The sequence below is a fragment of the Neorhizobium sp. T6_25 genome (assembly GCF_002968555.1).
Lineage (GTDB): Bacteria > Pseudomonadota > Alphaproteobacteria > Rhizobiales > Rhizobiaceae > Neorhizobium.
The window spans coordinates 212,719-223,338 of the sequence record NZ_PVBL01000003.1 but is presented as its reverse complement, the minus strand read 5'-3'; the positions used below and the strand labels follow the sequence as shown (position 1 = coordinate 223,338).

The 10,620-nt window shown below is 60.3% G+C and carries 10 protein-coding genes, 1 tRNA gene and 1 pseudogene; 5 read left to right on the top strand and 7 right to left on the bottom strand.

Annotation, left to right across the window (positions count from 1 at the left end):
• Positions 1 to 25 precede the first annotated feature (25 nt).
• Together C5L10_RS34870 and C5L10_RS05660 are read left to right on the top strand one after the other, a co-directional pair.
• Positions 26 to 271, top strand: coding sequence for a DUF3800 domain-containing protein (locus C5L10_RS34870; protein ID WP_105428842.1), 246 nt, complete (start codon positions 26 to 28; stop codon positions 269 to 271).
• Positions 193 to 777: a DUF3800 domain-containing protein gene (locus C5L10_RS05660; protein WP_105428841.1), complete on the top strand. Its 585-nt coding sequence runs from the start codon at positions 193 to 195 to the stop codon at positions 775 to 777. Before C5L10_RS34870 ends, C5L10_RS05660 begins: the two co-directional genes overlap by 79 nt.
• A 215-nt stretch (positions 778 to 992) precedes the next feature.
• Here the strand turns inward: C5L10_RS05660 and C5L10_RS05655 are convergent.
• Both C5L10_RS05655 and C5L10_RS05650 read right to left on the bottom strand, forming a co-directional pair.
• Positions 993 to 1,068: transfer RNA gene (locus C5L10_RS05655), tRNA-Ala, on the bottom strand.
• A gap of 169 nt (positions 1,069 to 1,237) precedes the next feature.
• Entirely contained in the window at positions 1,238 to 1,627 is a 390-nt protein-coding gene (locus tag C5L10_RS05650) for a TIGR02300 family protein (RefSeq protein ID WP_037080075.1), read from the bottom strand.
• 249 nt (positions 1,628 to 1,876) lie between these two features.
• Here C5L10_RS05650 and C5L10_RS05645 point away from each other — a divergent pair.
• The 3 genes and pseudogenes from C5L10_RS05645 to rpsA form a co-directional block, all read left to right on the top strand.
• Positions 1,877 to 1,972 (top strand): annotated as a pseudogene (locus C5L10_RS05645) (FMN-binding negative transcriptional regulator); the annotation flags it as partial.
• A gap of 11 nt (positions 1,973 to 1,983) precedes the next feature.
• Positions 1,984 to 2,643 carry a (d)CMP kinase gene (cmk, locus tag C5L10_RS05640; RefSeq protein ID WP_105428840.1) on the top strand — a complete coding sequence of 220 codons (660 nt, stop codon included), beginning with the start codon at positions 1,984 to 1,986 and terminating at the stop codon, positions 2,641 to 2,643.
• 144 nt (positions 2,644 to 2,787) lie between these two features.
• A complete protein-coding gene (rpsA, locus tag C5L10_RS05635) occupies positions 2,788 to 4,494 on the top strand; it encodes a 30S ribosomal protein S1 (RefSeq protein ID WP_046602871.1) in 1,707 nt (568 codons plus the stop codon).
• Between the two features lie 76 nt (positions 4,495 to 4,570).
• Here rpsA and C5L10_RS05630 read toward each other — a convergent pair whose 3' ends face one another.
• The 5 genes from C5L10_RS05630 to C5L10_RS05610 form a co-directional block, all read right to left on the bottom strand.
• Positions 4,571 to 6,241, bottom strand: coding sequence for a hypothetical protein (locus C5L10_RS05630; RefSeq protein WP_172716919.1), 1,671 nt, complete (start codon positions 6,239 to 6,241; stop codon positions 4,571 to 4,573).
• A gap of 239 nt (positions 6,242 to 6,480) precedes the next feature.
• On the bottom strand, positions 6,481 to 7,524 hold the full coding sequence (locus tag C5L10_RS05625; RefSeq protein WP_105428838.1) for a hypothetical protein: 1,044 nt from the start codon (positions 7,522 to 7,524) through the stop codon (positions 6,481 to 6,483).
• A 79-nt stretch (positions 7,525 to 7,603) separates the two neighbouring features.
• Positions 7,604 to 8,488, bottom strand: coding sequence for a DUF817 domain-containing protein (locus C5L10_RS05620; protein ID WP_105428837.1), 885 nt, complete (start codon positions 8,486 to 8,488; stop codon positions 7,604 to 7,606).
• A 14-nt stretch (positions 8,489 to 8,502) separates the two neighbouring features.
• Positions 8,503 to 9,126: a ribonuclease D gene (locus C5L10_RS05615; RefSeq protein WP_046669081.1), complete on the bottom strand. Its 624-nt coding sequence runs from the start codon at positions 9,124 to 9,126 to the stop codon at positions 8,503 to 8,505.
• A gap of 456 nt (positions 9,127 to 9,582) precedes the next feature.
• On the bottom strand, positions 9,583 to 10,572 hold the full coding sequence (locus tag C5L10_RS05610) for an Ldh family oxidoreductase (RefSeq protein WP_105428967.1): 990 nt from the start codon (positions 10,570 to 10,572) through the stop codon (positions 9,583 to 9,585).
• Between the last annotated feature and the right edge of the window lie 48 nt (positions 10,573 to 10,620).

The following is a 10,620-nucleotide window of genomic DNA, read 5'->3' as shown; positions in this document are numbered from 1 at the left end:
CGATTCAAATCGCGAAGAGTCTCATATGCACCTTTGCTTTATCGATGAAAGTGGGACTCCGCCATCCAAGCCAAATCCTAACCAGCCGTATTTTACTCTAGGCGCGGTAGTCATTCGAGACGAGGATTGGCAAAACATCGCAAAGGTAATTCGGGGCTTTTCAACACGGCACAGGCTTCGTGGTGAACTGAAATGGCGGTACTTCTCGCCTCACAACTCCTCAGCAGAAAACCCGATGCTCGGAAAAGCGCAGAGGAGAGGAAGGCTTTGAGTCTTGAGCTCGCGGATATTGTCTCCAAGAGCCCGCTCACCATTATCGCCTGCGTGACAGACATCGGTGCCGCCTTTGAGTATGCTTCCGTAAGCAACCAGCGAGAACTCTATCATTTCGCCTACAAGCCGCTGACTGAGCGCTTTCAATACTTCCTTCAGGACCACAAGAGTGTGGGTATTATCATCGCAGATCACCGGGGGAGAGATGATGATAGGCTGTTTCGGGCACACCACGATACGCTGATTGCAAAACCGGGGAACACGGTCTCTGGATATAGCCGGCTCATTGAGGGTCTTTTTCTTCAGGACTCGTGCCATTCGATTGGCATCCAGCTAGCTGACTTCGCGGCCGGCGCTATCCATCGAGCTTACTCGACAAAAGATAGCGAGTTAGCGAAGATCATCCGGCCACGTATTCGGGCCAAGTCTGACGGATCCGTGGCGGGTCACGGTATTGTTCATCACCCGCGAGAGCGCTTTAGGCCGAATCTGGAAAGAAAGTAGACGCCGGGCGAGACCGTAGTCTCGACGCCATAAATGTCAGGCTCCCGAGCGCATTTTAAGATATATACGCAAGCTGCTGAATCTTCAAGGAATCGTATTCTAAAGTGGATCAGAAGCTTGAGCTATAGTGAATCACTATTTCACCAAAACCGAATGAGTAGGGAACCGGACCGCTTCCAGCGTAGAACTAAACGCAATTTAGTTGCGAAAAGATTTGGTGGAGCTAAGCGGGATCGAACCGCTGACCTCTTGCATGCCATGCAAGCGCTCTCCCAGCTGAGCTATAGCCCCATCAGGGTGGTCCGGTATTTTCCGGTCCTGGGAACTCCCGCAGGACGCTTGTTGAGCGCTGCCCCGTTGGAGTGGCGGCTTATTACTTCCGGTTTACGGAGAGTGCAAGCCGTATTTTGTGCGCCCGGCAATTTTTATTGAATTGCCGGGCGTTAACTTGGGTATCGGATCAGACTTCGTCGTCGTCGCCGGTCACGCCGATGATGCCGGACATGTCGTCGTCGTCTTCATCTTCGTCGGCTTCCAGGAAGGTATCGTCGTCGTCATCGCCGATATCGACATCGTCGTCATCGCCGATATCCGGGATATCGTCGCCGCTGGCTGCCTCGTCGCCCTCTTCGAGCGAGACGAGTTCGACTTCCGGATTTTCGGTATCGACTTCCTGGACGTCTTCTTCCTCGGCCTGTTCCATCTTCTTGGCGGCGCTGTGCTCCTCGAAGAAGGACAGCGGCCAGGATTTGCCGGAATAGGGAGAAACGACCGGATCGCGGTTCAGGTCGTAGAATTTCTTGCCGGTATCGGGGTCGGTTCGCTTGGTTCCGAGTTCCGCTTTTGCCACAGTCAGAGCCTCATGGGATGGCCGAATAGTTCGGCGCGCCGCTTGTATCGCGGCTTTATAGGGTGAAAATCTAAGCCGGTCCCCATAAGGCCTGCGCTCTTTGATGTCAAAGACAAACTTTTCATGGACCGCATAAGAGCGAAAGCGGTGACCGGTCGAAGGCTTTATGTTAGTCACGACGAGAAATTCCCGCCGCAAAGGGCCGGCCTCGCCGTCTCTCCGGTCGGGAATGACAAGAGGTTGAAAAACATGTACCAGCCGCCGCATTTTCGCGAAGAGGATTTCGGAACTCAGCATGCGCTGATCCGTGCCCATCCGCTCGGTCTGCTGGTCACATCCGGGGCGATTCGGGAAGCATGAGTTTGACGTCCAAGCCAGCAATCGTCATCGCCATCGACGGTCCCGCAGCCGCCGGCAAGGGCACGCTCTCGCGGCAAATTGCCGACGCCTACGGTTTTCACCACCTCGACACCGGGCTGACCTATCGCGCCACCGCCAAGGCGCTTCTCGATGCCGGCCTGCCGCTCGATGATGAGGAGGTCGCCGGGAAGATGGCGGGTGAGGTCGAACTTGCCGGGCTCGATCGCGATATACTGTCCGCCCATGCGATCGGCGAGGCGGCCTCGAAAATCGCGGTCATGCCGTCGGTCCGCCGGGCTCTGGTCGAGGCGCAGCGTGCCTTTTCCCTGAGGCGGCCCGGAACGGTGCTCGACGGCCGTGATATCGGCACAGTCGTCTGTCCCGATGCGCCGGTGAAGCTCTATGTCACCGCGTCGGCGGATGTGAGGGCAAGGCGCCGTTACGACGAGATCGTCGGCAAGGGCGGCGAGGCGGATTACGGTGCGATCTTCGCCGACGTGGAGAAACGCGATGAACGCGACATGGGCCGGTCCGACAGTCCTCTGAAGCCCGCCGACGATGCGCACTTGCTTGATACCTCGGAAATGAGTATAGAGGCCGCGTTTCGGGCAGCGAAGACCATCATCGACGCCGCCCTGAAGAGACAATCGAATTAGAATAGAATAGCCCGAGGTTCGGTCCCCGCGCCGGATTGCCTCCCCCGGATCATTCCGATGAGGGAGGCGGACCTGAACATTGGGCATGTGCAACACGAACCACCGGCGCTGTATGGGCCCGTATCGGGTACCTCAGGAGATTTCATGGCAGTATCTAACCCCACGCGGGAGGACTTCGCAGCCCTCCTCGAAGAATCCTTCGCTACCAACGATCTGGCTGAAGGCTACGTCACCAAGGGTCGCGTCACCGCGATCGAAAAGGACATGGCAGTCGTTGACGTCGGCCTCAAGGTCGAAGGCCGCATCGCGCTCAAGGAATTCGGCGCCAAGGGCAAGGACGGTTCGCTGAAGGTCGGCGACGAAGTCGAAGTTTACGTCGAGCGCATCGAAAACGCGCTGGGCGAAGCAGTTCTGTCGCGCGAGAAGGCTCGCCGCGAAGAGAGCTGGGTCAAGCTCGAACTCAAGTTCGAAGCTGGCGAGCGCGTTGAAGGCGTCATCTTCAACCAGGTCAAGGGTGGCTTCACCGTCGATCTCGACGGCGCCGTTGCCTTCCTGCCGCGCAGCCAGGTCGACATCCGTCCGATCCGCGACGTCACCCCGCTCATGCACAACCCGCAGCCCTTCGAAATCCTCAAGATGGACAAGCGCCGCGGCAACATCGTTGTTTCGCGCCGCACGGTTCTCGAAGAGTCCCGCGCCGAGCAGCGTTCTGAAATCGTTCAGAACCTCGAAGAAGGCCAGGTTGTTGACGGCGTCGTCAAGAACATCACCGATTACGGTGCGTTCGTTGACCTCGGCGGCATCGACGGCCTCCTGCACGTCACCGACATGGCATGGCGCCGTGTGAACCATCCGTCGGAAATCCTGTCCATCGGCCAGCAGGTCAAGGTACAGATCATCCGCATCAACCAGGAAACCCACCGCATCTCGCTCGGCATGAAGCAGCTCGAGTCGGATCCGTGGGATGGCATTGCCGCCAAGTATCCGGTCGGCAAGAAGATTTCCGGTACGGTCACGAACATCACCGACTACGGTGCATTCGTCGAGCTGGAGCCGGGCATCGAAGGCCTCATCCACATTTCTGAAATGTCCTGGACAAAGAAGAACGTTCATCCCGGCAAGATCCTGTCCACGACGCAGGATGTTGACGTGGTCGTTCTCGAAGTCGATCCGTCCAAGCGCCGTATCTCGCTTGGCCTGAAGCAGACGCTCGAAAATCCGTGGCAGGCATTTGCCTACTCACATCCGGCCGGCACTGAAGTCGAAGGCGAAGTCAAGAACAAGACCGAATTCGGCCTGTTCATCGGCCTCGAAGGCGATGTTGACGGCATGGTCCACCTCTCCGACCTCGACTGGAACCGTCCGGGCGAACAGGTCATCGAGGAGTTCAACAAGGGCGACGTCGTCAAGGCTGTCGTTCTCGATGTGGACGTCGACAAGGAGCGCATCTCGCTCGGCATCAAGCAGCTCGGCAAGGACTCGGTCGGTGAAGCCGCCGCTTCCGGCGAACTTCGCAAGAATGCCGTCGTCTCGTGCGAAGTCATCGCCGTCAACGACGGTGGTGTAGAGGTTCGTCTCGTCAACCACGAAGACATCACCTCGTTCATCCGCCGCAACGACCTGGCACGCGATCGTGACGATCAGCGTCCGGAGCGTTTCTCGGTTGGCCAGGTCTTCGATGCCCGCGTCGTCAACTTCTCCAAGAAGGACCGCAAGGTCATGCTGTCGATCAAGGCTCTCGAGATCGCAGAAGAGAAGGAAGCAGTTGCTCAGTTCGGTTCGTCCGACAGCGGCGCTTCGCTCGGCGACATCCTCGGTGCCGCTCTGAAGAATCGCGGCAGCAACGAGTAATCGAAGCTTCTCTGAGAATCAAAAACCGCCGGATGCAAGTCCGGCGGTTTTTTCATGCGCAGTTTATGGATTGAATTTACGTCCAGCCGGCCATGCGCCAGTAGAGGTCGTTGGCCCGGTCTGCATCTTCGACGGCTTCCTTCGAAGCGCCGTCGCTCTCGTCGTCCTGGGCGGGGTCGTCGTCCGGGTGTTCTTCGCCGAACGCCTGCTCGCCGGCCGAATGCTGCTGTTCGCCGTCTTCGTCGGTCTCCGAAATCGCCTTGGTCTTGCGCTCCTCGGGGTCCCGCTCGCGCTCTTCCGGCGGATAGGCGACGTAGGGCAGGGCAACACCTTCGCGAAAGGCATGCGGCATGGCGATCGGGAGAGCGAGCTGTTCGGCGAGTTCCGTCGCGGCCGTGGCCTGGCTGCTTGCGTTCGCGGAAGGACCGGTCGTGCTGCCCGTTAACCCGGTGCTGGCCGGCTCATCGGTGGCCGGCGGCACGGATTTCGCCGCGGCGGCACTCGCTGCCTCGTTCGCCTGCATGGCGGATTTTCCGAAAAGCTCCTTGTCGGTCAGTTGCTGCAGCGCCTGCTGTTCCGGCAATTGCCTTGCCGCAACCGGCAGGCCCTCGAGAAGTTCGCTGGTGGCCTCGGCAAGCACTTCCGCGAGCCATACGGTCGTCGCCCCATTCGCCATCTTCTCAGCGTTCGGCCCGCGAACGCCGTTTTGCTGTTCGAGGCCGCGCTGGGAAAGCCGGGCCAGGGCCGGACCATCGTAAAACACGGGTTGAGACATGCGCCGATCGCCGGCGGCGGCGCTTGCGGTTTGCCGGCCGTCGTCCGGGCGCGCCGGGGATGGGTTCTCCGTTGTCTCGTCGGCACGAGCGGCTGCAATTTCCGGCATCTCGCTCTCCGGGAGCTCGACCGCTCCCTGCGCGGATACCGACACGGATGCCGCGTCGAGATCGTTCTCGACGCTCATCTGAGATGCATTGTTGTCGGTTGGCGTCGGCAGGGCCTCGGCTTCCGCCGAAAGCATGGTCGGATCTGGAGTGGTGCTGGACGTTGCCGTCGAAACACGCGGTACATCCGGGTCCTGGGTATCCGCATTCGAGGCCATAACCTCAGGCGACGCTCCGTCGATCGCAGTTTCGGCGCCGGGTTGCGCGGCTTGGCCCTTGGCCTCTGGCGTGGGCGCGGGCACCGAAGCCTGGCCGGGTGCTGATGGCGCAGCATTTGCCGGCTGCGGCAAGGTGCTCGGCACCTGTTCCGCCCCGGCATTCTGCCGGTAGGAGCTGACGACGGCCTTTGCCACGAGGTCGCGCTCGAGCAGCTGCGCGGTCTCCAGCTGTATGGCGACGCGGGCGGCTTCGGGACCTGCCGGATTGTTGAGGATTTCAGTGAGCAGGCGCAGCGAAATGCCTTTGACGAGCTGGTTGAGCGTGCGCTCGAGGGCCACCTTTTCGGCCGGGTTCATCGCCTTGACCGCCTCGGAAAGGCGTTGGGCATAATCCGACAATGCCTCGCCTTCGCGGCGTGGGACCTTGATCAGCCTGCCGATGGTTTCGGCGAAGATGGAAAAACCCTGGGCGAGCTGGAGCTGCGCCGAAAGCGAAAGGATATCCAGCCGGCCTGCCGACATCGGCGAGGAACCGATCAACCCGCTATTCGCCGCGGTATTGGCCATGTCGATCCGCTGGCGCAGCATCGGTTGTTGCGACGGTGTCTGATAGTCGACGAATGAACTGGTACGAACCGGGGGCAGCATCGTCCGCTCCAATGTCTGATAGAGACGATAGGACAGCTCGGCTGAACGGGTTCTTGTCTTTTCGCAACGAGCGGCGTTGCGACCGGAACGCCTCATGGCGTCGCCAGTGCCGATACACAGATATGACTGTGGGGCAAAAAGGTTAACAACTCGCTAACGGGCTCCGCCTTCCGCTGGCAGCTCAGCGAAAATGATCCATTCCGATGCAGATGGGGGTGGGGCTGGGGGTTATTGCACTGTCACGCAGCCAACTTCTTCTTCAACAATTCATAGATGCCGATCTCGTCCATATGCACCGGCACAATGTCGGCATAGGATTGGTCGGCGTTCTCGGCTGCGAGCTCTTCGATCGCTTTCGCCGCCATTTCATTGGTCGGCGCTTCGTTTTCCGCCAGCACGGCGTCGGAGGCTTCGTCCTTGCTGGAGCTATCGTCGGAAACGAGGCTGTCGGCAGCGTCGCCGGTATCGGAACCGGCGGCCTGTTCAGCGGCTGCGGCAAACAGGGCCAGTAGCGCTGTATCGTCCACGGATGCCGTGTCGGTCGCGCCATCGGCAGCCGGTTCGGCATTCGCCTTGTCGTTCTTCTTTTCGATGACATCCTGGATTTTCTGGATGTCTTCGAGTTTCTTACCGGCTTCGGCCGCCTCGATGTCGGCCTGGCGCTCGGCGCGCGTTTCGGCATCTTCGACACGGGTCGGATCGTAGCCCTGCGGACCGAGCTTCAGCTCTTCGAGCGTCTTCGGATCGGCGACATCCTCGAGCCGCTGCACGACGCGCTGGACTTCCGTGTCGAGCTTGCCGCCATTGGCCTTCCGGTTGAGGCCGTCCATCAGGCGCTGGTTGTCGTCGCCGTAAGGGTTCTTGATCGCCGAGAGCAGCGTGTCCATCGAGATGCCGATGTCTTCGAGGCCGAGATCTTCGACGAGTTCGCCGATCTCGTCCGGCATCATCTCTTTCAGCGCGTCTTCCAGCGCTCTTCCGAGCTTGTAGGACGAGCGCGCTTCGTCGGTATCGATGCCGAGCTTGACAGCCAGGCGGTCGACGAGTTCGATCTTCAGTTCATTGGGGTCTGTCTTGGTGACGCCGAAAAGGGCGGAGGTGATCTTGTCACGGGCGCGCCGGGCGTCTTCGCTGGCGCTGATACGGGCTTCGGTAACCGGGTCGCTCTTCTTGCCGGTCCGCTGCTCTTCGTCCTTCTTGCGTTGCTCCTCGATGCTGTCGAGCATCGACTGCATCATATTGGTCGCGGCAAGCCCATAAGTCTGCTGGGTAGGAAGCAACATGGCCCGAAATCCGGTCTCGTCGAGAGGTATACCGCGGGCAAAATTAGATTCGAACAGTTAACGGAAGGTTACTGGACAACTAGAGGTCATGCCGCTCTTTCTCAGATTCGGGCGGCCGCGGCTTCACCACCAGCGTCACCAGCACAAAGCTCACATAGAGAAGCAGATACCAAGACCCGAGCTTGCCGAACGATACGACGTGCCAAGTCTTCTGTGTCGGATAGATCCAAGTGCCCGTCAGCGTTCCGATATTCTCGGCAAGCCACAGGAAGGTCGAGGAGAGAAACGCTGCAAGCACTAGCGGCATCCGCAAAGTTGTCTTGTCGGTGGTGAAATGGATGTTCACCCGCCAGAACACGATCACGGTCGCCGCAAACAGAAGATACCGGATGTCCGGCAGAAAATGATGGCTGAAGAAATTGGCGTAAATGGCGATTGCCAGAAAGCCGGTCTGCCACATTGGCGGATAGTGGCTGAAGCGCATGTCGAAGATGCGGATCGTGCGGGCCATGAAGGAGCCGACCGCGGCATACATGAAGCCGGAAAACAACGGCACGCCACCGATCTGAAGAAGTGATGTTTCCGGATAGGCCCATGACCCCATACGGACCTTGAATATTTCCATCACGGTTCCTGTGACGTGGTAGACGAGAATAACTCTGGCTTCGTCCCAGCTTTCCATCCTGAAGCGCAGGAATAAGATCTGGATTGTCAGGGCAGCGAGGAAGAGGAAATCGTAGCGATGGACCGGCCAGCCCGGTTGCCAGATGACTTTGGTGACGAGCAGCAGCGCTAGCATGGTCGCTGCGAACAGGCAGGCCCAGGCCTGTTTCAGCCCGAACAGGAGGAATTCTGAAAGCCACCATGGAAGCGGCGCCAGTGCCCCACGAATAAGAATTCGCAGCGGCTCGAGATAAGGCCCCGTCTCGTGGGCCGCCGGACGTTCGCGATAGCCTTGATCCATCCGCCGTCAGCCCGTCAGCTATGGGCGAAGATATCGGCCTCTTCCCAGCCCAGCAGGTCCAGCTTCGCCCGCGTCGGCAGGAATTCGAAACAGGCCTGGGCGAGTTCGGCGCGCCTGTCGCGCACCAGGCGGTAGGTCAGCTTGTCGCGGAGCGCATGCAGGTGCAGCACGTCGGAGGCCGCATACTCCAGCTGCGCCGGCGAAAGGACCTCGGCTGCCCAGTCGGATTGCTGCTGCGCCTTGGAAACGTCGACATCCAGCATTTCCTTCAGATTGTCCTTCAGTCCGTGCCGGTCCGTGTAGGTGCGGGTCAGCCGCGAGGCGATCTTGGTGCAGAACACTGGCGTCGTGGTCACACCGAACGTATGGAAGAGAACGGCGATATCGAAGCGGCCGTAGTGGAAGATCTTCTGGCGCGTCGGATCAGCAAGCATGGCGACGAGGTTTGGAGCCTCGTTCTGCCCGGCGGCGATGCGGATCACGTCGGCGGAACCGTCCCCGGGCGAAAGCTGCACGACGCAAAGCCGGTCGCGGCGGGGCACGAGGCCTAGGGTTTCCGTATCGATGGCGATCGCCCCCGTATAACGCGCCGCATCCGCCGCCGGAATATCGCCTTCGTGATACCTGATCTCTGCCATGTCCGTCTCCATCGTCTGTCTGCCGCGAATTCGCTATAAACCACGTTTTTCCCGAGCGATATGGTGATCTTAAGGGGGCTGCGCTGCAGGGGGCCAAAAGTTTCGCTGAGCGATCGGACCGGCCTCGGGCATTTGCTCAGCTCTGCACTCAGCGCATTGCTGCATTGCGGCAGGATGGGTTGGCGTGATTAAACGATTAGCCTATATCTTTGGTCATCGAGCGACGCACTCCTCCTCCCAGTGTTGCTCGATACGGATCGACGACATCCTCCTCCTCCCAGTTGTCGATCAAGTTTAAAGCCTGGCGCACCCTCCTCCCGCGCCAGGCTTTTCCCGTTTCTGGAGCAGGCTTTCTCCTTCAAAACATTGCTTTTTGCGCGGCCGCCGAGTTCTTCCTACTGGTGGCGCGCGGCCTCGGCTTTCTGACCGGCCAGACGCCGGCAGCGGGTTCCGGGCCTAGACCAGCGCCTTGATCGCCGAAATCACCTCGTCCTCGACATCGAGCCCCTGCTCGATCGCCCTCCGACGCGCGTTCTGGCCGCGCCGTCCGGGCAGGCGCACACCTTCTTCGGAAGCCATCTCGTGGGCGAGTTCGGCGATCCGCTCCGCAGCCGAAGCCGTGCTTGCGGAAGGATCGATGACAATAAGCGTCTGACCGACCGAGGGCGGCGGACCTTTCTCGTCCATGAACGAGCTTGCCTCGTAGGAGAAGTTCGATCCGGTGAGGCCAGCCGAGAGAATTTCCACCATCAGCGCCAGCGCCGCACCCTTGGCACCGCCTGAGGGCGCCATCAGGCCCTTGTGGGCCGCGTGCGGATCGGTGGTCGGCTTGCCGTCGGCGTCGAAGGCCCAGCCTTCCGGAATGCTCTCGCCCTTCTGGCGCGCCGCCATGATCTTGCCGGCGGCGACGGTCGAAAGCGCGAGATCGATGACCAGCGGCTCTTCGCCGGCGACCGGTGTCGCAAAGGCGATCGGATTGGTGCCGAACAGTCGCTTCCTGCCGCCCCAGGCTGCCATGGAGGCCGGCGCATTGGCAAACATCAGCGCCACGAGCCCCTGCTCGGCAAACCGTTCCACGGTCAGCGCCATGACGCCCGCATGGTGGGAGCGATGGATGGCGCCAAGCGCAATGCCCTGTTCCCGGGCGATTTTCGGAAGCTCGGCGACTGCGATATCGAAGGCCGGGTAGGCGTAACCGAGCGCCGCATCGACGACAAGCACGGCCGGGCGCGGCCGGGTAGCGATGGGTCTCGCCTGCCCGTCGACCTTGCCGGTGCGTGCCTGGCCGATATAGGCGGGAACGCGGCGCAGGCCATGACCGTACTGCCCGGCAGCTTCCGCATGCACGAGCGCATGGGCGACGGATCGGGCGGTCTCGGCAAGAACGCCATTGGCTTCAAAAACGCTCTGTACCAGCGTTTCGGCTTCATTCAGAGTAATATGCATGCAGGAGATCCAGGTGAGTTCAGTGTCGAACACCGCGAGGAAATCAAG